We start from the raw sequence: 25944 nt of genomic DNA, 5'->3' as shown, positions 1-25944 counted from the left end.
GCCAAACGCACAGAAAGAGAGGCCTAAGTGCGCGAGTCCGCCACTGACCTCCTGGTTAGCCTTCCCGAAGATTCAAACGTCACGGATCTTCTGCTCCGGATGCATAGGAAGGATCCCGCCCGTGTCCTGTACGCAGTCAAGAACGGCACCGGCTGGGATGACATTACTGCCGCACAGTTCCTCGAAGAGGTCACCCGGCTGGCCAAGGGCCTGATCGGGTCCGGGGTCCGACCCGGAGACAGCGTTGCCGTTATGTCCCGGACCTCCTACGAGTGGACCGTTGCGGACATGGCCAACTGGTTCGCCGGCGCCGTCACCGTTCCGATCTACGAAACCTCTTCCCCGTCGCAGGTCGAGTGGATCCTCAAGGATTCCGGTGCCCGCCAGGTGTTCGTGGAGGACGAACGCAAGGCCGACGTCGTACTGGCGGCCGCCTCCGCCCTTGAAGGCGAGTTTTCCATCTGGATGATGAACGACGGCGACGGCGCCGACACGTTCACCGCCCTGACAGCGGCCGGAAGCAGTGTCAGTGACGACACGCTGGAGGCAGCCCGCAGCACCGCAAACCTCAGCGACACCGCGTCCATGGTCTACACCTCCGGTACCACCGGCCGGCCCAAGGGCTGCGAGATCACGCACGGAAACTTCGCACTCTTCGGCGTAAACATCCTCGAAGTGCTGCCCGAAATGCTCAAGGTTCCGAACCCCACCACGCTGATGTTCCTGCCGCTGGCGCACGTGCTCGCCCGCGCAGTCCAGGTAGGTTGCCTGCATGCAGGTGTGAAGGTGGGCCACTCACGCAGCGCCTCCGACCTGATGGCGGACCTGAAGACGTTCTCTCCGACATTCCTGCTGGCCGTACCGCGGATCTTCGAGAAGATCTACAGCGGTGCCCAGGCGCAGGCCGAGGCCGCCGGCAAGGGCAAGGCCTTTACCGCCGCTGCCGCCACTGCCATTGCCTATTCGGAGGCCCGGGACTCGGCCGCACGCGGCGGCAGCGGCCCGTCGGTAGCGCTGGCCCTGAAGCACAAGCTGTTCGAACGGCTCTTCTACCCGAAGGTCCGCGCCGTCCTTGGCGGAAACGCCGCCTTCGCCATCTCCGGCGCCAGCGCACTGAGCCCGATGCTCGCCCACTTCTTCCGGGGCTGCGGCGTCACCGTGCTGGAGGGCTACGGCCTGACCGAAACCACCGCCCCGGCAAGCGTCAACCAGGCAACCCGTACGCGGGTGGGCTCGGTGGGCCTGCCCATGCCGGGCACCACCATCCGGATTGCCGACGACGGCGAGGTCCTGGTCCGCGGAGCAGTGGTCTTCAAGGGCTACCACCGCAATCCCGAAGCAACCGCGGATGCCTTCGAGGGTGAATGGTTCAAGACCGGCGACGTAGGCGTCCTGGACGATGACGGGTTCCTGCGGATCACCGGCCGCAAGGAGGACCTGCTCGTGACCGCGGGCGGCAAGAACGTGGCTCCGGGACCGCTGGAGGAAAAGATCCGCGAGAACCGCCTGGTGTCGCAGGCCATTGTGGTGGGCGAGGGACGGCCGTTCGTTTCGGCCCTGCTCACCTTGGATGATGAAGCCCTCGCCGCGTGGAGCCGGGAGAACGGCGCCCCGGACGGGATCGCCGCGGATGATCCGCGGGTGCAGCAGCTGCTGCAGGATTCCGTGGACGCCGCCAACGCCACGGTGTCCCGAGCCGAGCAGATCCGCCGGTTCACGGTGCTGCCCAAGGACTTCACGCTGGAATCGGGCCATCTCACGGCCACCCTGAAGCTGCGCCGCAATGCAGTGATTGCGGATTACTCCGACGAGGTGGACAAGCTCTACGCGAAGTAGCACGGCAGCAAAAATCCCCCGTACCTGGAAAGGTACGGGGGATTTTTCGTTGCCTCTGAAAGCGGCCTATGCGTTGGCGCCTAGAGCGCTTCGAGGGATTCGTCGTAGCGGCGGCGGGCATCTTCCCGGGCCTGCCGGACACGGTCCCTGCGTGCCCGCGTGGGCCAGCAGCAGACGAGCACCACGGTGCAGGTCAGCAGCACCAGGGCGGCAATGGTAATCCCGGCGTCCATCCAGAACTGGGCCGGGAAAAGCCGGATCAGGGTGTCATCCAGCCGGAACGTCCAGTTCCCGTTGGCGAAGAAAACGGTGTGCAGCTGGGTGAAGAACTGTTCCCAGCCCAGGACCGCAAGGACCACCAGCGCGGCAACCAGCACCAGCGTCAGCACGGCACCGGAGAACAGCGACCGGCGGATGCCGCCCGGGCTGCGGCGGGACAGATAAAGCGCGGCAACGAGGCTCAGGACGGCCATCACCGTCGCAGCGATGAAGGCAACTGTCAGCACCGTCTTGACGTCCGCCATGTGGCTGACTTCGCTGTCCAGGTACAGCGGTTCCCCGCCGTCGCCGACCAGGTCCCCCAGGTAACGCGAACCGCTCCAATTGAGCAGGTAATCCACGGCGTAGGAACCGTAGGTCATCCGGTCATCGGTGGAGAAGCCGTAGCTGTCTGCCGGGAAACCGGGACGGTGGTACTCGACCCACAGGAACAACGGCGTCGCGACGGCACGGATGGCCGCCGCCAGCACCATGACCGGGAAGAACACGGCAATCATGACCTGCAGGACACGGGCCAGGACGGGCTTACCGGCGGCTGCCTTTTCCCGTTCCTGTGCACGCCGCTGCGCTTCCGCCGCCGACAGCGCCGGATCGACGTGGTCGTCGTCGGGGTAGTCATCGTTGACGTGGTCGTCGTTGACGTCATGGTTGTTGTCGTGGTCATCGTTGACGTCGTCGGCATGGTCGGCGTCGTCATGGTCGGCGTCGTCGTGGTCGGCGTGCTTGGCATCAACGACGGCGGCCGCGCTGGAACCGCTGACGACCGGTGTGACGGCTGTGGCAGTGGACTCGGTGCTGTCCGACTCGGCAGCGGATTCACCGGTGGAAGCAACAGCGCCTGTGCCAGCCGCCTCACGAACCGGGGCGTCCCGGTCCTCGGTCCGGGTGTCCTCGTCCGCATCCATGGAGGTGGCGGAGGCATAGCCGCTCAGGTCCGGGAGGGTACTCGCGCGGCGCATCGGGAGGTTGCTTCGCTGGGCCACCTTCGGGTGTCCGCCCGGAACCGTTCCACCGTCACCGGCTGCTTCCGCAGCACCAGGATCCGCGGCCGGAATCTCAGGCAAGGCCCGCGTTTCGGGGGAATCCCCGGTGTCGGGCGCCTCCTCTGCTTCGGGCGCCTCCCCGGTTTGGGCCGCAGCGCCAGACGTCTCCGGATCCTCCGGGACACTGTCAACGGCGGGGTCAACGGCCGGGGCATCTGCTGCTTCAGGGGCGGCATCCGCCTCGTCCGCGGCTGCCTCTGCGTCGGCCCGCTCGGAGCCGGTGAGGTTGTCGAACTGCGCGTCCCAGTCCGCGTGCTCATCGGCCCCGGCTGGTTCCGGTGCGGTAACGGCGTGGGATCCGGATCCGGCGGGGGTACTCCCCTGCGGCGGCACTGAAGCCCCGGTCCCGTTGAGCGGCTCCCCTCCGGCCGTCGATCGATGCGTGGGGGTTTCGTCCTGGCTAGCCACTGCTTCCTCTTTCACTTCCCTAAACTGTTCTCCGCTGGTCTTACACTCGACCCTACCGGGACAGCACCGGGTGGGGTGTACGCCACCCCGCGGCTAGGCAGTGCGCAGGTACGCCCCGGCGTCGCGCGCGGACAGGTCGCCCCGGTGCCCGGCCCGGTAGGCCCTTCCGCCGAGGATCAGCGTGTACGCCCAGTACGCGGCGAACACTCCGAACCCGATGGTCAGGCGGAGCCAGGCCGGCAGGGGGCTGGGTGTAACGAATCCCTCAACCAGTCCCGAGATCAACAGGACCACAACCAGGCCCAGGCCCACCGTCATCAGGGACCGTCCCTCCCGGGCTACGGAGGTCATCCGGGAACGTCGCCCGGGGGCGACGAAGGCCCAGAAAATCCGCAGCCCCGCGGCTGCGGCAATAAAAATGGAGGTTAGTTCCATGAACCCGTGCGGCAGGATGTAGATGAAGAAAACGTCCAGGCGGCCGTGCGCCGCCATCAGGCCGGCGGACAGGCCGATGCCCACGGCATTCTCGTAAAGCATCCATGGCACAAATACTCCGGTGATGCCGAAGGCAACCGCCTGCACTGCGATCCAGGCGTTGTTGGTCCAGACCATGCCGGAGAACGACGCCGCCGGGTTCTCCGAATAGTAGTTAACGAAGTCATCTTCCACGTAGCGGCGGAGCTCTTCGTCGGAACCGACCGCTGCCAGCACACCGGGCGTATTGACGGCCCAGAAGCCCGTCAGCCACGCCACCAGGATAAAGGCGGTGCCGATCGCCACGGTCAGCCAGCGCACGCGGTAGAAGGCCGCGGGCAGGGAGTACACGAAAAAGCCGGCCAGGTCCTCCATGAAGTTGGAACGGCTGCCGGTGAACCGGGTGCGGGCGCGGGAAAGACGCATGGAGAGGGAGGCGGAGAGCGTCCCTTCGGGGGCTACTGACCGCACGATGGAAAGATGGGTCGAGGCACGCTGGTAGAGCCGAAGCAGTTCGTCCGCTTCCGGGCCGCTTAGGCGGCGGCGGGCAACCAGCTCGTCGAGGCGTTTCCAGTCATCGCTGTGTACGGCGGTGAAGGCATCGAGGTCCACGGTTACACCCTAACGGGTCGGTACAGTGGTGCCCATCACTCCAGGAGGGCACGAATGAGCAGCATTGTTACCGGCGAAGCGGTGGTCCTTGAACTACGCCCCGCCGGCTTCGCCGCACGTATGGTCAGTGCCCTCATTGACGTCACTGTCCAGGTCCTCGTGTTTTTTGTCCTGATGCTGCTGGTCCTGAGCGCAGTCACTGCCTCGGACCCGGCCCTGGCGCAGGCATTGTCCCTGAGCCTCGTGGTGCTGCTGTTCGTAGTGGTCCCGGCCGCGGTGGAAACCCTGACGCGAGGAAAGTCCCTGGGCCGCCTGGTCATGGGGCTGCGGATTGTCCGCGACGACGGCGGTTCAGTCCGGTTCCGGCACGCCTTTATCCGGGCGTTTACCGCGGTGCTGGAGATTTACATGCTGGCAGGTTCGCTGGCCTTTATGGTGGCGCTGTTCAATGACAAGTCCAAGCGCCTCGGGGACCTCATGGCCGGCACCTATGCCCTCCGCGACAGGGTGGTGGCACCGCTGCCGCAACCGGTTCAGACGCCTCCGGAACTCGCGGGCTGGGCGGCCCTCGCGGATATCGGCCGCCTGCCCGATGGGTTGGCCCGCCGCATCTCCCGGTTCCTGGCCCAGAGCAGACATATGACCGGTTCGGCAAGAACGGTGCTCGCGGCGGAACTCGCTTCGGAAACCACTTCCCACGTATCGCCGCAGCCGCCTCCCGGCACGCATCCCGAAGCCTACCTCCGGGCAGTCACCGCCGAGCGCCGGAACCGCGACTATGTCCGGCTGGACCGCCAGCGCGGGCAGTCCAAGGCACTGGGCGAACGGCTGCACCGCATGCCGTTCAGCGAGTGAGTCCGCCGCCGTCCGCAGCGGGCCGGCACGTCAGTACCGGTAATGCTCGGGCTTGAACGGTCCGGCCACATCGACGCCCAGGTAATCCGCCTGGCTCTTGGTCAGCTCGGTCAGTTCGACGCCGAGTGCCGCCAGGTGCAGCCGCGCCACTTTCTCGTCAAGCACCTTGGGCAGCACGTACACCTTGTTGGCGTACTCCGGGCTGCCGTCCGCCGTGGACTGCCCGTGCTTGGTGAACAGTTCGATCTGCGCGATGGTCTGGTTCGCAAAGGAATTGCTCATAACAAACGACGGGTGGCCGGTGGCGTTGCCCAGGTTCAGCAGGCGCCCCTCGGAGAGCACAATGATGCTGCGCTGCGCGTCGGTGCCTTCATCAAACACCCATTCGTGCACCTGAGGCTTGATCTCGACCTTGCGGATGCCGGGAACCCGGGCCAGTCCGGCCATGTCGATCTCGTTGTCGAAGTGGCCTACATTGCCCACGATCGCCTGGTGCTTCATCGCGGCCATGTGCCGGGCCATGATGATGTCCTTGTTGCCGGTGGTGGTGATGAAGATGTCGCCCTGCGCCAGCACGGATTCCAGCTTCGCCACCTGGTAGCCGTCCATCGCTGCCTGCAGCGCGCAGATCGGGTCGATTTCCGTCACAATCACCCGCGCGCCCTGCCCGCGCAGCGCCTCCGCGGCACCCTTGCCGACGTCGCCGTAGCCGCACACCACGGCCACCTTGCCGCCGATCAGGGTATCCGTGGCCCGGTTCAGGCCGTCCGGCAGGGAGTGGCGGATGCCGTACTTGTTGTCGAACTTGGACTTGGTGACCGAGTCATTGACGTTGATGGCGGGAAAGAGGAGCCTGCCTTCGGCGGCCAGCTGGTACAGGCGCAGGACACCGGTGGTGGTTTCCTCGGTGACGCCGCGGATGCCCCTGGCAATTTCGGTCCATTTCCCCGGATGCTCCGCCAGGCTGCGGCGCAGGCGGTCAAGAATCACGGTGAACTCGTACGAGTACCCCTCGTCGCCATCCTGCGGGTTTTCCGGAACGAAGCCTGCCGCTTCGAATTCCACGCCCTTGTGCAGCAGGAGGGTGGCGTCGCCGCCGTCGTCCAGGATCATGTTCGGTCCGCCGGACCCTTCCGGCCAGGAAAGGATCTGCTCGGCCGTCCACCAATAGTCCTCGAGCGACTCGTTCTTCCAGGCGAAAACGGGAACACCCGCAGGCTCCTCCGCGGTTCCACTGCCCACCACCACGGCAGCGGCAGCTTCATCCTGCGTAGAGAAGATGTTGCAGGACGCCCAGCGGACTTCCGCACCAAGGGCCGTCAGCGTCTCGATCAGCACGGCAGTCTGCACGGTCATGTGGAGGGATCCGGCGATGCGGGCACCCGCCAGCGGCTGGCTCGGGCCGTACTCACGCCGCAGCGCCATCAGGCCGGGCATCTCGTGCTCAGCCAGGCGGATCTGGTGGCGTCCGGCTTCGGCGAGGGAAAGGTCGGCTACCTTGAAGTCAATGCTCACGCTGGAATCCTTACGGGTTCGCGGCGCGTCCGGGCGGTTTAGCCCTGGCGCCGGGGGGCGGCGGCCTTCAGCAGTACGGGAATTCCTTCGTCCAGGCGGTACCGGACCGGGTTGCCCGATGCGTCGGGAACGGTTGAAACAAGTTCGTCACCGTCCTGCACGAGAGGGGATCCGGTAACGGGGCAACGCAGGACGTCGAGGAGTCCGGCTGTCAGATTGGCCATTGATACAGCACTTCCTTGAAAATCGGGTGCCGCGGTTGGCGGCGCATCACAGCCAAGCCTAGCGCTTCGAAGCCGGCCCCCAGAAGGAACGCTAGTTCTGTTCGGGCAGCACGCGCAGGTGCGCCCGGCGGGTTCCGGGGTTTTCGGCAGGCGGTTCGAGCGCATGCTTGCCGCTGCGCTGGGGTTCCGGGCTTTCCTCGTCCGTTGGCTGCGCGGCCCGTTCCCGTACTGCATCGACCAGGGCAGAGAGTTCATCGCGGCCCGGGGTCCGGGGCTGGCCCTCCAGGTTCAGGCGGACAAGCTCCCACCCCAGCGGGGCGGTAAGGCGGGCCGAATGGCCGGCACACAAGTCGTAACAATGCGGCTCTGCGTAGGTGGCCAGCGGACCAAGCACTGCGGTGGAATCGGAATAAACATAGGTCAGCGTAGCGACTGCCGGCTGGCGGCAGGCTGACCGGGAGCACTGGCGTAAGGATTCCACGGAGGTTTACTTTACCCGTTCCCCCCGCGGCCTCGGCACAGGCGCGCCGAAGCGGCGGTCCAGGTCATGCTCCGGCACCGCTGCGGGCGGTTGCCGAAAGGGGTCCCGGGGCTTGCCGGCAGCGGTTAGAGTTCTTACATGTCCATGGGATCTTCGTTCCAGGTGCGCCTCGATGACGAGTCGGGTGCTGCAGCCGCATCCTCCCCCGGCACGCCGGCCCGGTCCTTCCGGCAACGTCGGCGCAACCGGCATGGCCGGGGGCTGCGCGGAGACGTGATCCCGCCGCACCTGGCCGGCGCCCGCACGCGTGCGGAACGCTTCGACGAATGGGTGCTCGAGTCCGCCCAGCGCCTGGAACGGCTTTGGGGCGAGCGGATCCAGACCTACCAGTTCGTGGTGGAGGAGATCCCTCCGGGGCTTGAGGAACTGGCCCGCTCCGGGGGGCCCATTCCGCTGGGGGCCGGCACGGCGTCGATTCCGACCCGGCCCGCCGTCATCACCGTCTACCGGCACGCTGTCGAAACCGCTGCCCGCGGGCTGGTGCCGGTCAGTGAACTGGTGCACGACGTGATCGTGGAGCAGCTGGCCGTACTAATGGGAATGGACCCGGAAACCGTTGACCCTGCCTACGGCAGGTTCCGTCCCCTCTAGCGGGTGCGGGGTACTAGTACCCCACTCCCACCTGCACGCGGCTGCCGTCCACGGTCCCCCGGGGCAGGCCCACAACACTGATCCCGGTACCTCCGCCGGTCACTACCTGCGCGCCGTACACCGGGGCGCCCGTGGCGCTCACCAGCACTGCGGCGGCGGACCCGCCCAGATCCCCCGGCTGGACCACGGCGGCGACGCCGGCTTTCAAGGGCACCGTCTTCTCGGCCAGGAGGGCGCCGTCGGCGGATACCGCCGCAAGGTGCACCTCGGCGGCACCTTCCGGAGCGGTGAAGGACAGCGCTGAGCTCTCCGACGGCAGCACCACCAGGTGCTCGCTGCCCAGGCGTTCGCCGGCGGGAGCAACTGCGAGGTCGGTTCCCTCCTTGGCGTCGGAGCCGCGGCTGAAGACGGCTGAAGCGGCCACGGCGACGTCGGACGAAATATCCAGCGTGTAGGTACCGGCGGGAAGCGTATCCAGCGGAAGGCGCGTCACGGTGCCTGCCGCCGCGTTGTAGCTGCCGCCGCCTTCCAGGACGGCTTCACCGTTCCTGCCGTAGACACGGACATTCACGACGGCATCGCTGGCTCCGGGAACAGCCACCTGCAGTGAGGGCGTCACCGAGGCGTACCCGTCCTGCTTCGAGAGTTTCCGGGTAGCCTCCGGGTCCTGGATGCTTACCCCGCTGATCACCTGGGCCGGCCCGGGCGCAGCCGTGGGCTGGATCAGCTCCACGCCGCCGGGGGTCAGGCCGCGAAGCAGGTTCTGCGAAATCACCGCTGCTACGGGACCGCCCGAGCTCCGCACCCGCACGGCCAGGGATTCCTGGTTTGCGGCCAAACCGGCGAGGACCACGGACTTCGTTTCGCCCGGCCCCACGGCGATGCCCCGGCTGCCCGGGCCGTCCAGCGGACCGGCGGCGCCGTAGAGCTCCAGGTCGACGTCGGCCGGGGTCTCGGACGGGTTGGTTAGCTGCAGCACGGCCGTTGCACCCACGTTGGTCCGGGCCCCGACCAGCCACAGGTCGTTGGCCGGCGCCTGGCAGTCGGCCGCGGTCAGCCCGGCCAGATCCCCGTCGGCTGCGGTATAGGTCATGGTGGCACCGGCAGTAACCTGCAGGGCACCGGCCGGCTCCGCGTTCAAAAGCGCCGCTGCCGGGACCGGAGCCCCCCGCACGACGCCGGCGGTCCGCTCCCCGGCGAGCGGTACGTCGGTGCCGCCGTCAATGCCCTTGAGGACCGCCCGGTCCTTCACTGCCAACAGTGCGGCGTCCGGCAGCGGTTTGCCCGCATCTGCGAGGACAACGGCGCTCACGACGGACTTCGCCGACTTGGACTCGGCACTGAACTCGGCGTCGGTGCCGGCCACGTTTCCGGAAAGCAGGCGCGGCGGCGCCGGGCACACAGCGGTCAGCGGGCCGGCGGGAACCTCGGCATAGGGGACCTCGACGGCGCCGCCGGAGGTTCCGGTGCCGAGAAGGGACGTTCCCGCCACCAGCGCCCCCGAAGACGTCAGGAGCAGGATGCCCGTAGCCCAGCGTCCGGCGGTCCTGGCTCCCCCGGTTCTGGCCCTGCGGGCCGTGGCCTCTTTGGCCCGGGGGCCGGCAGGCCCTGCCGCGGCCGGCTCCGGCGCTCCCCCGGCCGTGTCGTCAGCCGCCGACGGGTGCTGCGGTTCGCCCGGCTCGATGCCGCTCTTGTCCCTGCTCATTGCTGGCTTCCTTCCGGGGTCCGGGTTGCCCGGCGCGGGCCTGCGCCGGAAGGCACCGGCGATTCGTCTTCAGTTGCTGCCGCATTCGATTCCGACCCGGAAACCGGGTCGGCAAGTGGTTCCGGCCCGCTTTCCGGTGTTTCCGTCTCGGGGAATTCCCGCTTGCCGGGAAGGCGTACGGTACGGCCGGACGGGGTGGGCAGTGCGAGCAGCAGCGTCAGGCCAATAACCAGGATCTGCAGTGCCTCCAGCCAGGGCGAGGCGGCGCTGACATAGTCCACGCGAAGCTCTCCGCCCTCGGCGGGCAGTTCGAAGGCCTGCGCCCACTGGACTTCCGCCGCGGTCAGCGGCCGGCCGTTCAGGCTCGCCTGCCATCCGGCATCGGCACGTTCTGCCAGGACCAGCATGCGCCCCTCGCCGCCTGCCGGGATGGAAGCGCTGACACTTTCGGTCTGCGACGGCACCGCTGCCTCGGTGGTTCCGTCCGCACCAAGGATGCGGACCCTGGCGCCAAGCCCGGACTGCGTTTCGGTACCGGCTGCGCTGAGCGGTTCACTCACGCGCCACAGCCAGCCGGAGCCGGTCTGCCCTACCGCGGACAACCCGGGTACGGAATCCATCCGGCCGGCGAGCAGCTCCGCTGCCGTGTCGGATTCCTGGAGCACCACGAAGGCGACGCCGAGCCGGGCAAGCTCCACCCGGGGGTCCACTCCGGTGCCGGCGGTAATAACGGCAACCGCCCGGCGCAGGTCTGCCGTCGCCGGATCGCCGTCGGCCAGGTGTTCCCGGCCCGGGTCGCCCTGAACGTCGCGGCCGGCGTAAATAGTGGAAAGCTGTTCCAGCGTTGTTCCGCCGCCGCGCATGAGTGCGGCTGAGACATTCCCCTCGTCGTCAGCATGGAGCACCAGGGTCCGTGACTGCGTAGCGTCGCCGCCGGCATCGGCCGCAGTAGCGGGCAGGCTGCGCTCCGGTGCTCCCTGAACCTCCAGATTGGTTCCGGGCAGGATGGCGGTGCCGTCCTGTGCCTGTGTTCCGGGGAAACCGCTGCCCGTGAACTGTGGAACAACCCAGAAGCCCAGGCTGGCGGCGGGACCTGCCGCCAGCACCGTTCCCAGCAGCACCGCGAGAACCCGGCTGCCTGGAGCAGACGCCCGGCGCCGGGTACCGGAGAGCAGATCCCCGGCCAGGACCAGGGCAGGGCAGAGCAGCAGAAGTACGGAGGCCGAGACGAGCGGACCGGTGAATGCTGTCACCACGGCATCCGGCGCTGCCGCGGTTCCGACGTAGGAGGAGGCAGTGTTGAGCGCCAGGGCGGTCAGGACCAGCAGCCAGCTCAGCCGCGCCAGCGGTGCGGACCGGGGACGGAAGAGGGCAAGTGCGGCCAGGAAGACAACGGGGGCGCCGATCACCAGGGCCAGGACCAGGTTCCAGGGGCCGCCCGGAAGCAGGCCGCCCAGGTTGCCGGCCGCGTCGAAGGCCAGCGGGTAGCCCAGCAGCTGCTGCCAGGCCTCCGACCGGGCAAAGGCGAGGGGCATCCCCGGATCCGCCAGGACCGCCCGGAGGTTCGGAGCAGCCGAGAGGACCTGCGGGAGCAGCAGGACGGCGGCGGGAAGCAGCGTCCACCACAGGGTCTTCGCCCGGCGGCGCAGCGCCAGGGTCAGGAAGGCAACCGCGGCGACGGCCAGCACGAACACCAGCGGAGCGGCGGAACTGACTGCGGCCAGCAGAAGGCCCGCGGCAGCCGCAGCGGTCCAGGACTCGGTCCCGGCTGGTGCGGCGGCAGCGGCAGGCCTGCGGGGAACACCGGACCCCACGGCACGGGCAACGGCCAGTACCGTCAGCGGAAGCAGGATGTGCACCACCAGGGCACCGAGCCGGCCGCTGCCCAGTGCCACCTGGAACGCCGGAACCGCCGCCCAGAACATGGCCGCCCAGAAGCGCAGCCCGCGGTGGGACGTAAACCCTCCGGCTGCGAACCAGGCGCTCAGCCCGGCCAGGGGAAGCGCAAGGAGCAGCAGGATCAGCACGGCTGCATTGCCGTTGCCCCATCCGGCCATCGCCAGCAGCGAGAGGACGAAGTTGAACGGGTCGCCGTGGGCCGGAGCGCCGGAACCCAGCTGTACCCACCAGGCAGTAGCTGCTGCCCAGATTTCCCCCACGCCCTGTCCCAGCGGCACCAGCGCACCGCCGGCGACGGCCTGGGCGCCGAAGAGCCGGTGCAGTCCGGCAAAGGAGAGCCCGGCCAGCAGCAGCACAGCAGCGAGGGCCCCAAGTCCCACCCAGGAGCGGCCCGGCCCCTCAAGGGCGGCAAAGTCGTCATTGGTATCCCCGCTGGGGACGTATTCCGCGCTTCCGGCTTCGGAGCTTTCGGGGGAAGAGGCCCGGTATTCCGTCAGTGTCCGGCGGTGCTCGCGGACCTCCCGGTTGCTGCTGCGCAGTGCATTGACCGCGCTGCGGGGGCGCCGCCGCGTTGTGGCGGCACGTCGCCGGGAACGGTACAGGTCGACCGGGCGCAGGACGGCCGCGGTGCTGGTCAACAGGGAGGACACGGCATACCCGGGATCCTTGGCCACCATGCCGAGGAAGAAGCGGCCAATGCCGGTCAGGACTGCACCCAACGCCAGGAAGGGCACCTGCCACAAGGGCGCGTGCTTGAGCTGGAGGAAGATTTCCGCCCGCCTGGCTGCGGAGGCGGAAGCGGACGGGTTGGGCCGGTTGCCCGCGTGGCGCATTCGTGCGGACGGAACCACCACCACCCGGTTTCCGGCCAGCCGGTTACGCCAGCAAAGGTCGACGTCGTCACCGCTTCCAGGCAGTGCGGGGTCGAATCCGCCCAACAGGTCCCACGCGTCGCGGCGGATCAGCATACCGGCGGAATTCACGGCAAAAATGTCGCTGCGGGAGTCGTACTGGCCCTGGTCCAGCTCGTCGGCGTCGATCAGGGTGAGCCTTTCGGCCCACCGGTTAATGCTTACCCCTACGTCCACCAGGCGGCGGTCGTTATTCCATTCCACCTGTTTGGTGCCGGCAATGGTTACGGAGGGAGCCCGTTCAACGGCAAGGAGCAGTTCTTCCAGCGCACGGGGATCGGGTGCCGAATCGTCATGCAGCAGCCAGATCCATTCCTGCACCGTCCCGCTGCCGGCTCCGGTTCCGCCGTCACGCGTGGAACCGCTGCCTGCGGGGCGCCTGCCCTCCGGGAGCTCGGCCAGGCCGGCCTTCACAGCGGCACCGAAGCCGCTTCGCGCAGGCGCCGCGATGACCGGGCTGCCCACCGGAAGTCCCAACTGCAGCAGCGAGGCACTGGCATCGGTGGAACCGGCGTCAACGCCAATGTAGAAGTCCGCAGGCCGGGTCTGGTCCGTCAGCGCGGAAAGTGTTTCGGGCAGATAGGAGGCGCCGTTATGGGCTACTACAACGGCGCAGACGTGGACTTGCGAATGAATTAGACTGCCTGCTTCCGAAGCCGGCGGCGTTCGCGCTCGGACAGGCCGCCCCAGATGCCGAACCTCTCGTCATTTGCCAGTGCATATTCGAGGCACTGTGAACGGACGTTGCAGGCCGCGCAGACCTTCTTGGCGTCCCTCGTGGAGCCGCCCTTTTCCGGGAAGAACGCCTCGGGATCGGTTTGGGCGCAGAGTGCATCCGCCTGCCATCCCAGCTCGCCTTCATCGGCATAGTCCTGGCCCAGGCCCGGCAGTCCGATCCAGACCGGCCGGCTATCGGACTCGGCCGGAGCCTGGAACAACGAGACGGGCGGGTCCAGGACCAGCTCCTCCTCCGGAGCATCCGCCAGCGCCTCGTGCGCAGCGAGGAAAGCAGTGGCCTTGTCCTCGAGGGAACCGGCGGTTTCCCGGCGGTAACGCTCGGCAGCAGCCGGGTCTGCGGGATCCACGTACCAGTCGACAGGCACGCCCCTCGAGCCGTAGCTGGCCGAAGCCTGCTCGGCGATGACCGTATTGTCCTGCGTTTCTTCTGCTTGCCCCATGGAGTCCTCCCGGTGTTGCTGCTCCAGCGGCGGCTGTGTGGTGGTGCCGGCGGGGCCTGCGCTCCGCGGGTCCTCCCAAGTGGCTGGAACAAATCCGATACCTAATTACACGTGTGTAATACGGCTCCGTCAAGCTGTTCAGGCATCCTATAGAGTTCAATCGACGGATGCGGGGAACGCCACGCCCGGGATTGGGCACTTAAGCCCGGCGCGTCGTACTTCACACGGAGCAAACCGGTCATCGGATATTCCGTGCTGTGCCCCGTGGGACAGCCCGTTACCCATCGAATGAGGCCGCTGCACGCCATACGGCCTGACGCAGGAACCAACGAAAGAGGACCATTTCCATGACCATGTCTGCAGCCAGCACCCTATTGTCCGGGCTGCGCACCCGTCAGGCCACGTCCCCGGCCCTGATCTGGTACGGCGGCGCCGGCGAACGGATCGAGCTTTCCGGAAAGGTGCTGGATAACTGGGTCGCCAAGACCTCGAACTTCCTCGTCGATGAACTCGACGCCGAGCCGGGAATGCGCCTCCGGCTCGACCTTCCCGTCCATTGGAAGACCCTGGTGTGGGTCCTGGCTGCCTGGCAGACCGGCTGCACCGTGGTGCTGGGCTCCCCTGCCGACGGCATACGCCCGGACGTCACCGTTACTTCGGCTGCGGACAGCGGTGCCGCGGGGACCGTCGTCGCCGTTGCGCTGGGCGCATTGGAGCTTGCGTTCCCGTCGGAGCTGCCGGCCGGCGTCGTGGACTACGCGGCCGAGGTGCGCTCCTACGCGGACACGTACATGGAAGGTACCCAGCCCGACGCCGGACAGCCGGCCCTCGTGGTCGGGGAACCGACTGCCGCCCGGGAACTTGCCGGAACGGTGTCCTACGAATCGCTCGGGACCCTGCTCGCACCCGCCGGGGACGCCGGCGGGGACGCCGCCGAAATACTGCTGGCGGCAAGCACCGACCTGCCGCTTGTCCTGGCGGGGGCGGTGGCCGCATGGGCCTCGGGCGGCGCCGTCGTCCTGACGGCGGCAGGCGCGGAGCCGGACGAGCGCGTGCTGGCGACGGAGCGGGTTACGAAGCGCTTGGAGGCTTAACAGCGCCGTACGGCTTGACCTTGCCGGGCTGGACTATGGACTCGTCGATCAGTTCATAGTCCTGCTCGAAGCCGGGCTCCTGGTCCAGTTCAGCGTTGAAGACCCAGAACCGGTACGCAAAGAACCGAAGGACCGTGGCGACGGCAATGCCCAGCACACCGGCCAGGAACAGCATGTTCTTGTCCTCGATGCCCATGGGGTAGCGGGCCACCCAGGTGAAGCCCGTGGAAATCACGATGCCTACGCCGTTGATCAGAATGAACAGTCCCAGTTCACGGCCCACGTTGTCCACGCTGCGGCGGCGGCGGAAGGTCCAGTAGCGGTTCGCAACCCAGGAGACCATGGTGGCGACGACGGCACCGACGAACCGTGCCTTGACCTCGCTGCCGGACATCGGTCCGTGCATCAGGTAGAGGGTAAGGCCGTTGTCCACCACGAAGGCCACGGCACCTACCGTGCCGAACTTGGCAACCTCACGCCAAAAAAGGGAAACCAGGCCCCGAAGCCGATCTGACAGCGATGTATTCATGACCCTCCGAGGCCGATCCACGGCAGCACTCCCACAGGACTCGTGGGAAGAATTGACGGCTGCCAGTTCCCGACGCGCGGACGCACGGCGGTCAACAGCCGATATTACCGCCCCTTTATGGGAGTTTGCCCGGGGTGCAGGAGGTCAACGGCCCTGCCGGGAGGGTTTCGCAGCCCTCTTCGGTACGCTTAAGCAGTGGATTTCCCAATTATCGGCGTGATAGGCGGCGGCCAGCTCGCCCGGATGATGGCCCCGGCGGCCACAGCCCTCGGATTTGAGCTGCGTGTGCTCGCCGAGGGCCCCGATGTGTCGGCTGTCGCGGCCGTGGCCAATGCCACAGTCGGTGATTACCGGAATTTCCGGGACCTGGCCGATTTCGCAGCCGAAGTGGATGTTGTCACGTTTGACCACGAGCATGTGCCGGGTGAGCACCTGCTGGCCCTCCTGGAGAAGGGCATTAATATCCAGCCCGGCCCCGCCGCACTGATCCATGCCCAGGACAAACTGGTCATGCGTGCCGCCGTGGAGCGGCTGGGACTGCCCAACCCCCGGTGGGCGGCGGTTTCCGATCCCGGCGAGCTGGTGTCCTTCGGCAACTCGGCAGGATGGCCGGTGGTCCTGAAGACACCGCGGGGCGGTTACGACGGCAAGGGCGTGCGCATTGTGTCCGACGCCGCGGCTGCCCTGGACTGCGCCGACTGGTTTGGCTCCGGCCCGCTGCTGGCCGAGGAAAGAGTACCCTTCAGCCGCGAGTTGTCCGCCCTCGTGGCCCGCACTCCCGGCGGCGAAAGCAGGGCCTGGCCGGTGGTCGAATCCATCCAGGTGAACGGCGTCTGCGACGAGGTCATCGCGCCGGCCCCGGAGCTGGACCCCGCCGTCGCGGACGCAGCGGCAGCGGCGGCCCTTCGCCTGGCCGGGCAACTGGATGTCACCGGCGTAATGGCGGTGGAACTCTTCGAAACCCCCGGCCGCGGCCAGGGCTTCCTGATCAACGAACTGGCGATGCGCCCGCACAACTCGGGGCACTGGACCATGGACGGTTCCGTCACCGGGCAGTTCGAGCAGCACCTGCGGGCAGTCCTGGACCTCCCGCTCGGCGCCACGGCCCTGCGCGGCGGGGCCGCCGTGATGAAAAACTTCCTCGGCGGCGAAAACAGTGACCTGTTTGCCGCCTATCCGCTGGCACTGGGAGCCGAACCCGCCGTCAAGGTCCATACCTACGGCAAATCCGTGCGTCCGGGACGTAAGATCGGCCACGTTAATGCCGTCGGTTCCGCCGACGACGTCCCCGCCCTCCGCCGCAGTGCCGGCAGGGCGGCGGCCATCATCCGTGACGGCCGCGACCCCCTGAAGGAGAACTGAAGCATGCCCCACCGTGCTACCACGCCGCTGGTGGGCCTCGTTATGGGCTCGGACTCCGATTGGCCGGTCATGGACGCAGCCGCTGCGGCGCTTGCCGAATTCGACATCCCCTACGAGGCCGACGTCGTCTCGGCCCACCGGATGCCGACGGACATGCTGGAATACGGGCAGGACGCCCACAGGCGCGGCCTGCGGGTCATTATTGCCGGAGCCGGCGGGGCTGCCCACCTCCCCGGGATGCTGGCCGCCGTCACGCCGCTTCCGGTGATCGGCGTGCCCGTGCCGCTGAAGTACCTGGACGGCATTGATTCCCTCCTCTCCATTGTCCAGATGCCCGCCGGGGTGCCCGTGGCCACAGTCTCCATCGGCGGTGCCCGGAACGCCGGGCTGCTGGCAGTGCGGATGCTCGCTGCAGGTACCGACCCGCTCGCTGCCCGCCTGCAGCAGCAGCTCATCGAGTTTGCCGGGGGGCTGCGCCAGTCCGCCATGGCCAAAGGCGCGGCGCTGCGAACATCCCTGGCCGGAACGGACCTGTAGCAATGAACGAGCAACGCTCCGAGTCCACGGGCAGTTCCTACACCGATCCCGTCCGGTATCCCCAGGCCGCTTCCCCCGGGGTCCGTACCAAGCGGGCCTTCGTCCTCCTGCTGCTGACCCTGGTGCTTCCCGGATCAGCGCAGGTGGTAGCCGGGGACAGGCGCATGGGCCGGCGCGCCCTAAAAGTCACCTTCACGGTCTGGGCCGCGGCTATTGCGGCCCTCATCCTGGCCGTCACCAACCGTGCCCTGCTGATTAACTTCCTGACCAACGGCTGGGCCTCGTTCGGAATCATGATTGTCCTGGCTGTCCTGGCCGTGGCATGGGGGCTGTTGTTCCTGAACACCCTGCGCATCATCCGGCCTCCCCTGCTGCAGAACAACGTGCGGCCCCTCGTTGCCGGCTGCCTCGCGCTGCTGATGATCGGAACCAGCGGCAGCCTCGCCTACGCCGCGTACCTGCTCAACGTCAGCCGCCAGACTTTCGGCTCCATCTTTTCCTCGGGCCCGTCCCTCGATCCGGTGGACGGCCGGTACAACTTCCTGCTGATGGGCGGAGACGCCGGCGAGGACCGCACCGGCCTTCGCCCAGACAGCATCTCGATGATCAGCGTGGATGCGAAAACGGGCAAGCCCGTGACTTTCAGCATTCCCCGCAACTTCCAGAATGCCCAGTTCCCCACCGACTCCCCGCTCTACGAGGTGTACCCCGACGGCTACAACTGCGGCGACGAATGCATCATCAACAGCCTTTACCAGACGGTGACGGAGAACTACGCGGATCTCTACCCCGGGTCCGCTGATCCCGGGGCCGAAGCCATGATGGACGCCGTCAGCGGCACCCTGGGGCTTGAGGTGCAGGCCTACGTGATCGTGGACATGGGCGGCTTCGAACAGTTGGTTGATGCCATGGGCGGCGTGAAAATCAACTCCGGCGGCTGGGTGCCCATCACCGCCGGGGAAATTCCCGGCACCAACCGGCACTATCCGCCGGACGGCTGGATTCCGCCGGGCACCCAGACCCTCGACGGCTACCATGCCCTCTGGTACGCCCGCTCACGCGAGTTCGTGACCGACTACCACCGCATCGCCCGGCAGCAGTGTGTCCAGCAGGCCATGGTGGCCCAAATGGACCCGGCTACGCTCCTGACCCGCTTCCAGGCCATTGCCACTGCCGGTGGGGAGATCGTGAAAACGGACCTTCCGCAGGACCAGCTGGGCAGTTTCGTAGACCTGGCTTTGAAGGCAAAAGGCCAGCCCATGGAGCGGATGACCATCGGCCCGCCGGACTTCGGCACGGCGGCCGACAACTTCGTGACCTATCCGGACTTCAACCTGATCCACGCCCGGGTCCAGGACTTCCTGGCCGGCACCGAAGCCGCACCCGCTGAACCTGCCCCGGCACCCGCTCCGGCGGAAGAGGCCGCCCCCGCGGAAGAAGCTGCCCCCGCCGCGCCGGCGCCGGAGGCCGGCGACGGCGAAGCAGCTGACGGAACCGAGATCACCGAGGTGCCGCAGGAGGAGGAAACCGAAATAACGGTCGAGTATCTTCAGTACCTCGCGGAAATCGGCGACGACGCCACCCTGGGCTCGCTCCTGAACAACAACGGCGAGTGCAGCGCGGGATAGTCCGCCACTCCCCTGCCCTTCCAACCCGATTCGCCCAGCACCCGAAAGAGGCCCGTGTACCTGCTCCGGAACACCCTTCGACCCTACGCATGGGGATCCACCACGGCGATCGCTGAGTTGTTCGGCCGTGAGCCCTCCGGAGAGCCCGAGGCGGAGCTATGGATCGGCGCACATCCGGGTGCACCCTCGGCGCTGGTTCCGCCCGTGGACGGCAGCGAAACACTCGATGAGCTCATTGCGGCCGACCCCGAGCTGATGCTCGGTGCCGACGCCGCCGGGCGTTTCGGGTCCGAGTTGCCGTTCCTGGCGAAAATCCTGGCGGCCGGGGCACCCCTGTCGCTACAGGTCCACCCCACCCCCGAGCAGGCCCGCGCGGGCTACGCCGCGGAAGAGGAAGCCGGCGTGGACCGCGGTGCCCGGGAGCGCAATTACAAGGACGGGAACTCCAAGCCCGAAATGATCTTCGCGCTGACTCCCTTCGAGGCGCTGTGCGGGTTCCGCAATCCGGAGGAGGCGGCGGACCTTTTCCGTGCCGTCAATGCCGCAGTCACCGCTTCCGGCCGGGAGGTGCCCGAGCTGCTGGAATGGATCGTGGCGGAGCTGTCCTCCGGCCGGCCGGCACCGGCACGGCTGCAGTCGGTCTTCCGCACCCTCATCAATGACGGCGAATCCGTGCGCGGCGCCGTCGAACTGGCCGCCGCTGCCGCGGCGAAGGTCCCGGAAAACGGCGGATATGCCCGGGAAATGTCCACCCTGGCCGAGCTGAACGGCTACTACCCGGGCGATCCCGGCGTCCTGATCTCCCTGCTGCTCAACCGCGCTTCGCTGCAGCCCGGCGATGCCGTCTACCTGCCTGCCGGCAACGTCCACGCCTACCTCAGCGGGCTGGGCGTGGAGGTCATGGCATCCTCGGACAACGTGCTGCGCGGCGGGCTCACACCCAAACACATCGACGTCCCGGAGCTGCTCCGGACAGTGGATTTCCGCCCCCTGGGCATCCCGTACCTGGCGGCCGAGGACACGGGGGCGGGTCAGCAGGTATTCCGCCCGCCGTTCGAGGAGTTCGCGCTCCAGCGCCTGGAACTGGCGCAGGGACCTGCAGGCTCCGCGGGAGCGGCCCTCCCCGCCGAACTGCCGGTACTGCAGCACGGACCGGCGGTGGTCATCGCGGTACGTGGAACCATCGTCCTGACCTCCCCGGCGGGCAGCCTCGCGCTCGAAGCCGGCGACAGTGCCTTCCTTCCGGCGTTCGAGGCACCGGTGACGGCCCGGCTCGCTGCGGACTCCGCCCAGCACGACGACGGCGCGCTGGCCTTTGCCGTAACCGTCGGGACGGTTCCGGCCGGGGAAGCAGATGCTCCCCGGCTGGATATCGGGGCCTAAGCGCCTAGCGGCCCAGCCGGCCCTTCACGGCAGCAAGCACTCCGCGCGCCTTCCGCATCCCGGTCTTGGCCAGCGGCAGCGCAGTGGAGAAGACCGGGTACAGCGGCGAGAGGGGCTTGTCCCAGGTGCCGGCCAGCTGGTCCTCGTGCTTCGCCCAGCCCATCTTGAACTTCGAGACACCGTCATTGAGCAGGCCGTTGAAGTCGTACCGGGTGATCCCGCGCTCCTTCATGTCGGAGATGGCGTGCCACTTCAGGGCGTAGTTCGCCCGCAGCCGTTCACCTTCCTCCGTCATTCCGCCGTAGAGCTCGAACGAGGTGTAGTCACTGGTGGAAAGCCACAGGAACGCGACGACGTCCTCGCCCTTGAAGGCGGCGTAGACGGGGGAATCCTCGCCGAGGTTGTCGAAGATATCCAGGTAGTAGGAATCCTCGTGGATGCCGAAGTTCGCCCGCTGGGCGGTCAGCTTGTACACGGCCAGGCACTTGGCGATTTCCGCACGCGTCACGCGCCGGTATGCCAGGTCCTCGCGCCCGGACTTGCGGATGTACTGCCGGTGCTTTTTGCTCATGTCCCCGGACAGGTCCTCGAGGCTGCGCCGCAGGTCCAGGATCAGTGTCCTGCCGATGAGGATGGTGTTTTCGCTGCTGCGGAACCCGAGCCCCGGCAGTCCTGCGGCGAGCTTCCCGTCCGCGTCCCAGTCGGGTTCGATGGACAGTGCCACCGCGGAATGCGTGCTCTTTACATAGCTGCCGACGGCGTCCAGGACATCCAGTTCGCGCCCGGGTTCACCCTGCGGACCGCGGGGAATGTAGGCCAGGGCCCGGAAGGGGAAGGGCAGTGCGCGAAGCAGGACCTGCGCGCATCCGAGGACCGTGCCGGCGTCGTCGCTCACCAGGACGCGGTCTACGCTCCATCCGTGGTCGGCCTTGGTCTTCCCCCACCCCCACAGCTGCTGCGGATGTCCGCGGAAGCGGTTAACGGTTTCGTTCCAGGAGGCGGCATCGGAGCAGGGGGTAACGCGCAGTGTCATGTCTTCCAGCCTACTTGGCTCCGCTGCCTCACTGGAAAAGCCGGTGCCGGCGGCGGAAACGGCCGGGAGGCCTTAAACGCCGATGCTGCCTGCGGATCCGCAGGCAGCATCAACGGTGAGGACTAGTTCGAGCGGGCGTAGGACTCCCACTTGTGCGCCTGGTGCTCGCCGTCCACCACGCGGATGGTGCCGGACTTGGAGCGCATCACGATCGACTGGGTGAGGACGCGGTCCTTCTTGTAGCGCACGCCCCGGAGCAGATCGCCGTCGGTGATGCCGGTCGCGGCGAAGTAGCAGTTGTCGCTCGTGACCAGGTCATTGGTGGACATCACGCGGTCCAGGTCATGGCCGGCGTCGATCGCCTTCTGCTTCTCGTCGTCGGAGGTCGGCCACAGCCGGCCCTGGATGACGCCGCCCAGCGTCTTGATGGCGCAGGCGGTGATGATGCCCTCGGGAGTGCCGCCGATGCCCATCAGCGCATCAACGTCAGTGCCCTCGCGTGCTGCCGCGATGCCGCCGGCGACGTCGCCGTCCATCAGCATCCGGGTGCGCGCGCCGGCGTCGCGGATTTCCTGGACCAGGGGCTTGTGCCGGTCACGCTCCAGGATCATGACGTTGAGCTGGTTGATCTTCTTGCCCTTGGCCTTGGCAATCAGGTGCAGGTTCTGCTTGACCGGAAGGCGAAGGTCCACCATGTCGGCGGCTTCGGGTCCCGTCACCAGCTTCTCCATGTAGAAAACGGCCGAGGGGTCGAACATGGTGCCGCGTTCCGCGACGGCCAGCACGGCCAGGGCGTTGTTGATTCCCAGCGCCGTCAGGCGGGTGCCGTCGATCGGGTCCACCGCGACGTCGCACAGGGCGCCGGTGCCGTCACCCACGTGCTCGCCGTTGTAGAGCATCGGCGCTTCGTCCTTTTCACCTTCCCCGATGACCACAACGCCGTTGAAGGAGACGGTGGAAATCAGTGAACGCATCGCATCCACCGCGGCGCCGTCGGCCGCGTTCTTGTCACCGAACCCCACCCAGTGGCCGCCGGCAATGGCTGCTGCTTCGGTAACGCGGACGAGCTCCAGGGCCAGGTTGCGGTCCGGCTCGGAGTCCCCGACTGCCAATGCGGGGGAAAGTGTGGAGTACTGGGCACCTTTGGACACGTCAAACCTCATCTTCGAAATTATGATGTAGAAATTCTGCTGGATTCGTCTGTTATTCGTTTGTTGTTCGTCTGGTAATTCGTCTGTGGACACCCTACGCAAGCGGGCAGCCTTTGTCCGATCATAGTCTGCGTGCTTCCCGTCACCACCCCGTGGGGGGATTTCACCGGCGGCCGTTACCCGGAGTAGGACATCGCATCCGAATAAGAGATTATGGAGGGGTGAGTGAAACCCAGCCGGATCCCCAGCAGACCGATCAACCCGTAACGCCGGTACTGACCGCCAAGCAGGCGAAGCGGGCCAATGCCACCGTGATCGGCATGCTGATTGCAACGGGCCTCACGCTGGCACTGTGCCTGGTGCCGGTGCTGCTCAATCCCGCACCGAAGATGCAGGCCCGCAATGTCGATGTTGCGGCCGCGGCCAACCAGGCTGCCGGCGATGCCGGGTACCGCCCGCTGGCCCTGGAACTCCCGGACGGCTGGAGCGCGAACTACGCCCGCTGGAATGCCGGAACCAATGACGGCGTGCCGAACTGGGAGGTGGGATATGTCACCCCGGATACCGAGTTCATCTCCCTGACCCAGACCAACGCCGCGAATCCCACCTGGGTGTTCGAGCACACCGGGGATTCAACGGTCTCCGGCGAGCGTCCGGCCGGCGGGATCACCTGGGAGCTGCGCGATTCCTCCAACGGCGACGCCACGCTGGTCGGAGAGATCGACGGCCAGACCCTCCTGCTGTCCGGTTCCGCCGATCTGGCCGAATTCGATGTGCTGGCCGAACACGCGGTCCGGGAACTGCGCGGCAACTGACGCGACCGCCTGCGGAGTATCCCCGCCGACCCCACCGGTCCCATAGGAGTAATCTCGGTAGCGTGGAAACAGCGAACGAAAAAACCATTACCCCCGCCGACGCCTGGCAGAAACTGCGCGAAGGCAACTCCCGTTTCGTGGCAGGCACCGCCAGGCACCCCAACCAGGACGCACCGCGGCGCAGTTCACTGGTGGAGGGGCAGAACCCGTTCGCCGTGATTTTCGGCTGCTCGGACTCCCGCCTCGCCGCCGAGATCATCTTCGACCTTGGCCTCGGTGACGCTTTCGTGGTCCGCACTGCCGGCCAGGTCATTGACGACGCCGTGCTCGGCTCGCTGGAGTACAGCGTGGGCACCCTCGGCGTGCCCCTCATTGTGGTGCTCGGCCACGACAACTGCGGCGCCGTCACGGCCGCGAAGACCACCGTTGACACCGGCGTGATGCCCACCGGGTACGTCCGCAGCCTGGTGGAACGGATCACCCCGTCCGTGCTGGCGGCACAGCGCAAGGACCTGCACGAGGTCAACGACATGGTGGTTGAACACACGAAGCAGACCGCGGAACGCCTGGTGGAAAGCTCCCGGCTCATTTCCGCGGCAGTCGAGGAAGGACGCGTCGCCGTGATCGGCCTGTCCTACCGGCTGGCGGAGGGCAACGCCGAACTCGTCTCCGGTTTCGGCGCCCTCGAGCATCCGGCCGTCCTGCGTTCGACACTGCCCAAGTAGCGGTTATCACTGCGGTGCCTTCGGAGATTAGGCTGGGGGACATGACTTCTGACACCTCCGAATACCGCATCGAACACGACACCATGGGTGAGGTCCGGGTTCCGGCCTCCGCCCTCTACCGCGCCCAGACGCAGCGCGCGGTCGAGAACTTCCCCATTTCCGGCACCACGCTGGAACCATCGCACATCGAAGCGCTCGCACGGATCAAGAAGGCCGCTGCGACTGCAAACGCCGAACTGGGAGTGCTCGACGACGAGCGCGCCCGGGCCATTGAGAAGGCTGCCGACGCCGTTGCCAGCGGTGCCTACAATGACCAGTTCCCGATCGATATCTTCCAGACCGGTTCCGGCACGTCCTCGAACATGAACACCAACGAGGTCCTCGCCGAGCTCGCCACCCGTGCGCTGAAGGAAGCCGGCAGCGAGACCAGCGTCCACCCGAACGACCACGTGAATGCCTCGCAGTCCTCCAACGATGTCTTCCCGACGTCGGTGCACGTTGCCGCCGCGTCCGCGCTGATCAACAACCTGATCCCCGCCCTCGAGCACCTCGCCGTATCGCTGGAGCGCAAGGCCGAGGAATTCAAGGACGTCGTGAAGTCCGGGCGTACGCACCTGATGGACGCCACTCCGGTCACCCTCGGCCAGGAGTTCGGCGGCTACGCCGCCCAGGTCCGCTACGGCATCGAGCGTGTGCAGGCCTCCCTGCCCCGCGTGGCCGAGGTCCCGCTGGGCGGCACCGCCGTCGGCACCGGAATCAACACGCCCGCCGGCTTCCCGCAGCGCGTCATCGAGCTGCTGGCCGCAGACACCGGCCTGCCGCTGACCGAAGCCCGCGACCATTTCGAAGCGCAGGCCAACCGCGACGCGCTGGTCGAGGTTTCGGGCATGCTCCGCACCATCGCCGTCTCCTTCTCCAAGATCGCCAATGACCTGCGCTGGATGGGTTCGGGCCCCAACACCGGCCTGGGCGAGATTGCCATCCCCGATCTGCAGCCGGGCTCCTCGATCATGCCGGGCAAGGTCAATCCCGTCATCTCCGAGGCAGTCCTGCAGGTTGCCGCGCAGGTGGTGGGTAACGACGCCGCCGTGGCCTGGGCCGGCACCTTCGGTTACTTCGAACTCAACGTGGGCATCCCGGTGATCGCCGCGAACCTGCTTGAGTCCATCCGGCTCCTGGCGAATTCCTCCCGCGTGATGGCGGACAAGATGATCGACGGCATTGAAGCCAACGTCGAGCGCGCCCGCTACCTGGCTGAAGCTTCGCCGTCCATCGTGACTCCGCTGAACAAGTTCATCGGTTACGAAAACGCTGCGAAGATCGCCAAGTACTCCGTCAAGGAAGGCAAGACCATCCGCCAGGCCGTCGAGGATCTCGGCTACGTAGAGCGCGGCGAACTCACTGTGGAGCAGCTGGACAAGGCACTTGACGTCCTGTCCATGACCAAGCCCCCGCAGGCCTAGCCAACGCCGCCGCCGGCCTGGCCGGCACAGCCGCCGTCGGCACGTTGTTTACCGAAGGGGCGTCCGGAATCTGACCAGTTCATTTTCCGGGCGCCCCTTCGCCGTGCCCCCGCCGGAGTCGCAATTTGCACTCCTTCTACCAGAGTGCAAAAC

22 protein-coding genes are annotated in these 25944 nt (G+C 67.2%); 11 read left to right on the top strand and 11 right to left on the bottom strand.

Annotated elements, in window-relative coordinates; translation table 11 throughout:
- Positions 1 to 27: 27 nt before the first annotated feature.
- Entirely contained in the window at positions 28 to 1836 is a 1809-nt protein-coding gene (locus LOC60_RS10095) for an AMP-dependent synthetase/ligase (RefSeq protein ID WP_230024793.1), read from the top strand.
- A gap of 80 nt (positions 1837 to 1916) precedes the next feature.
- On the opposite strand, the gene LOC60_RS10090 is transcribed toward LOC60_RS10095, so the two are convergent.
- Positions 1917 to 3566, bottom strand: a complete 1650-nt coding sequence (locus tag LOC60_RS10090; RefSeq protein ID WP_230024792.1) for a TIGR01906 family membrane protein — start codon at positions 3564 to 3566, stop codon at positions 1917 to 1919.
- Between the two features lie 93 nt (positions 3567 to 3659).
- On the bottom strand, positions 3660 to 4652 hold the full coding sequence (locus LOC60_RS10085; RefSeq protein WP_230024791.1) for a stage II sporulation protein M: 993 nt from the start codon (positions 4650 to 4652) through the stop codon (positions 3660 to 3662).
- A 54-nt stretch (positions 4653 to 4706) separates the two neighbouring features.
- Here LOC60_RS10085 and LOC60_RS10080 point away from each other — a divergent pair, with 54 nt between their 5' ends.
- Positions 4707 to 5507, top strand: a complete 801-nt coding sequence (locus tag LOC60_RS10080) for an RDD family protein (protein WP_230024790.1) — start codon at positions 4707 to 4709, stop codon at positions 5505 to 5507.
- A 30-nt stretch (positions 5508 to 5537) separates the two neighbouring features.
- Here LOC60_RS10080 and ahcY read toward each other — a convergent pair whose 3' ends face one another.
- From ahcY to LOC60_RS10065, 3 genes are all read right to left on the bottom strand, one after another.
- Entirely contained in the window at positions 5538 to 7022 is a 1485-nt protein-coding gene (ahcY, locus tag LOC60_RS10075) for an adenosylhomocysteinase (protein WP_230024789.1), read from the bottom strand.
- Between the two features lie 38 nt (positions 7023 to 7060).
- Positions 7061 to 7246, bottom strand: coding sequence for a Trm112 family protein (locus LOC60_RS10070; RefSeq protein ID WP_230024787.1), 186 nt, complete (start codon positions 7244 to 7246; stop codon positions 7061 to 7063).
- Between the two features lie 91 nt (positions 7247 to 7337).
- A complete protein-coding gene (locus tag LOC60_RS10065) occupies positions 7338 to 7727 on the bottom strand; it encodes a DUF3499 domain-containing protein (RefSeq protein WP_230024786.1) in 390 nt (129 codons plus the stop codon).
- A gap of 138 nt (positions 7728 to 7865) precedes the next feature.
- Between LOC60_RS10065 and LOC60_RS10060 the strand changes: the two genes are divergently transcribed.
- Positions 7866 to 8378: a metallopeptidase family protein gene (locus tag LOC60_RS10060; RefSeq protein WP_230024785.1), complete on the top strand. Its 513-nt coding sequence runs from the start codon at positions 7866 to 7868 to the stop codon at positions 8376 to 8378.
- A 13-nt stretch (positions 8379 to 8391) separates the two neighbouring features.
- Here the strand turns inward: LOC60_RS10060 and LOC60_RS10055 are convergent, their stop codons facing one another.
- The 3 genes from LOC60_RS10055 to LOC60_RS10045 are packed head-to-tail and all read right to left on the bottom strand — an operon-like array spanning position 8392 to position 14071.
- Positions 8392 to 10083, bottom strand: coding sequence for a DUF5719 family protein (locus LOC60_RS10055; RefSeq protein ID WP_230024784.1), 1692 nt, complete (start codon positions 10081 to 10083; stop codon positions 8392 to 8394).
- Positions 10080 to 13529, bottom strand: coding sequence for a glycosyltransferase (locus LOC60_RS10050; RefSeq protein WP_230024933.1), 3450 nt, complete (start codon positions 13527 to 13529; stop codon positions 10080 to 10082). Before LOC60_RS10050 ends, LOC60_RS10055 begins: the two co-directional genes overlap by 4 nt.
- A complete protein-coding gene (locus tag LOC60_RS10045) occupies positions 13529 to 14071 on the bottom strand; it encodes a WhiB family transcriptional regulator (protein ID WP_230024783.1) in 543 nt (180 codons plus the stop codon). The genes LOC60_RS10050 and LOC60_RS10045 overlap by 1 nt, the downstream gene beginning before the upstream one ends.
- A 347-nt stretch (positions 14072 to 14418) precedes the next feature.
- Here LOC60_RS10045 and LOC60_RS10040 point away from each other — a divergent pair, with 347 nt between their 5' ends.
- Complete coding sequence (locus LOC60_RS10040; protein WP_230024782.1) at positions 14419 to 15165, top strand: TIGR03089 family protein; 747 nt, start codon at positions 14419 to 14421, stop codon at positions 15163 to 15165.
- On the opposite strand, the gene LOC60_RS10035 is transcribed toward LOC60_RS10040, so the two are convergent.
- Positions 15143 to 15694: a GtrA family protein gene (locus LOC60_RS10035; protein ID WP_230024780.1), complete on the bottom strand. Its 552-nt coding sequence runs from the start codon at positions 15692 to 15694 to the stop codon at positions 15143 to 15145. The two genes, LOC60_RS10040 and LOC60_RS10035, sit on opposite strands and share 23 nt — an antisense overlap.
- A gap of 195 nt (positions 15695 to 15889) precedes the next feature.
- Between LOC60_RS10035 and LOC60_RS10030 the strand changes: the two genes are divergently transcribed.
- Genes LOC60_RS10030 through manA form a run of 4 tightly spaced genes read left to right on the top strand, consistent with a single transcriptional unit; the run spans position 15890 to position 20604 of the window.
- A complete protein-coding gene (locus LOC60_RS10030; RefSeq protein WP_230024779.1) occupies positions 15890 to 17056 on the top strand; it encodes a 5-(carboxyamino)imidazole ribonucleotide synthase in 1167 nt (388 codons plus the stop codon).
- Between the two features lie 3 nt (positions 17057 to 17059).
- Positions 17060 to 17593 carry a 5-(carboxyamino)imidazole ribonucleotide mutase gene (gene purE, locus LOC60_RS10025; RefSeq protein WP_230024778.1) on the top strand — a complete coding sequence of 178 codons (534 nt, stop codon included), beginning with the start codon at positions 17060 to 17062 and terminating at the stop codon, positions 17591 to 17593.
- Between the two features lie 2 nt (positions 17594 to 17595).
- Positions 17596 to 19221, top strand: coding sequence for an LCP family protein (locus LOC60_RS10020; RefSeq protein ID WP_230024777.1), 1626 nt, complete (start codon positions 17596 to 17598; stop codon positions 19219 to 19221).
- 54 nt (positions 19222 to 19275) lie between these two features.
- Positions 19276 to 20604, top strand: a complete 1329-nt coding sequence (gene manA / locus LOC60_RS10015; RefSeq protein WP_230024776.1) for a mannose-6-phosphate isomerase, class I — start codon at positions 19276 to 19278, stop codon at positions 20602 to 20604.
- A 4-nt stretch (positions 20605 to 20608) separates the two neighbouring features.
- Here the strand turns inward: manA and LOC60_RS10010 are convergent, their stop codons facing one another.
- Complete coding sequence (locus tag LOC60_RS10010) at positions 20609 to 21637, bottom strand: lipid II:glycine glycyltransferase FemX (protein WP_230024775.1); 1029 nt, start codon at positions 21635 to 21637, stop codon at positions 20609 to 20611.
- Between the two features lie 122 nt (positions 21638 to 21759).
- Complete coding sequence (gene glpX, locus LOC60_RS10005) at positions 21760 to 22800, bottom strand: class II fructose-bisphosphatase (protein ID WP_230024773.1); 1041 nt, start codon at positions 22798 to 22800, stop codon at positions 21760 to 21762.
- Positions 22801 to 23009: 209 nt separating this feature from the next.
- Between glpX and LOC60_RS10000 the strand changes: the two genes are divergently transcribed.
- The 3 genes from LOC60_RS10000 (at position 23010) to LOC60_RS09990 (ending at position 25791) form a co-directional block, all read left to right on the top strand.
- Positions 23010 to 23603 carry a DUF4245 domain-containing protein gene (locus LOC60_RS10000; RefSeq protein ID WP_230024772.1) on the top strand — a complete coding sequence of 198 codons (594 nt, stop codon included), beginning with the start codon at positions 23010 to 23012 and terminating at the stop codon, positions 23601 to 23603.
- Between the two features lie 62 nt (positions 23604 to 23665).
- On the top strand, positions 23666 to 24328 hold the full coding sequence (locus LOC60_RS09995) for a carbonic anhydrase (RefSeq protein ID WP_230024771.1): 663 nt from the start codon (positions 23666 to 23668) through the stop codon (positions 24326 to 24328).
- A gap of 41 nt (positions 24329 to 24369) precedes the next feature.
- Positions 24370 to 25791 carry a class II fumarate hydratase gene (locus LOC60_RS09990; RefSeq protein WP_230024770.1) on the top strand — a complete coding sequence of 474 codons (1422 nt, stop codon included), beginning with the start codon at positions 24370 to 24372 and terminating at the stop codon, positions 25789 to 25791.
- Positions 25792 to 25944: the final 153 nt, after the last annotated feature.

Origin of the sequence: Arthrobacter sp. zg-Y769, assembly GCF_020907405.1 — a bacterium.
In the GTDB taxonomy this organism is placed as follows: domain Bacteria; phylum Actinomycetota; class Actinomycetes; order Actinomycetales; family Micrococcaceae; genus Arthrobacter_B.
The sequence above is the reverse complement of the archived record's forward strand: the minus strand, read 5'-3'. Positions and strand labels throughout refer to the sequence as shown.

What these genes read in the sequence shown, in the direction of transcription:
- LOC60_RS10080 (WP_230024790.1), top strand. Translation starts at nt 4,707, where the DNA reads ATGAGCAGCATTGTTACCGGCGAAGCGGTGGTCCTTGAACTACGCCCC.
- LOC60_RS10070 (WP_230024787.1), bottom strand. Translation starts at nt 7,246, where the DNA reads ATGGCCAATCTGACAGCCGGACTCCTCGACGTCCTGCGTTGCCCCGTT.
- LOC60_RS10060 (WP_230024785.1), top strand. Translation starts at nt 7,866, where the DNA reads ATGTCCATGGGATCTTCGTTCCAGGTGCGCCTCGATGACGAGTCGGGT.
- LOC60_RS10055 (WP_230024784.1), bottom strand. Translation starts at nt 10,083, where the DNA reads ATGAGCAGGGACAAGAGCGGCATCGAGCCGGGCGAACCGCAGCACCCG.
- LOC60_RS10045 (WP_230024783.1), bottom strand. Translation starts at nt 14,071, where the DNA reads ATGGGGCAAGCAGAAGAAACGCAGGACAATACGGTCATCGCCGAGCAG.
- LOC60_RS10040 (WP_230024782.1), top strand. Translation starts at nt 14,419, where the DNA reads ATGACCATGTCTGCAGCCAGCACCCTATTGTCCGGGCTGCGCACCCGT.
- LOC60_RS10035 (WP_230024780.1), bottom strand. Translation starts at nt 15,694, where the DNA reads ATGAATACATCGCTGTCAGATCGGCTTCGGGGCCTGGTTTCCCTTTTT.
- purE (WP_230024778.1), top strand. Translation starts at nt 17,060, where the DNA reads ATGCCCCACCGTGCTACCACGCCGCTGGTGGGCCTCGTTATGGGCTCG.
- LOC60_RS10020 (WP_230024777.1), top strand. Translation starts at nt 17,596, where the DNA reads ATGAACGAGCAACGCTCCGAGTCCACGGGCAGTTCCTACACCGATCCC.
- LOC60_RS10010 (WP_230024775.1), bottom strand. Translation starts at nt 21,637, where the DNA reads ATGACACTGCGCGTTACCCCCTGCTCCGATGCCGCCTCCTGGAACGAA.
- glpX (WP_230024773.1), bottom strand. Translation starts at nt 22,800, where the DNA reads ATGAGGTTTGACGTGTCCAAAGGTGCCCAGTACTCCACACTTTCCCCC.
- LOC60_RS09990 (WP_230024770.1), top strand. Translation starts at nt 24,370, where the DNA reads ATGACTTCTGACACCTCCGAATACCGCATCGAACACGACACCATGGGT.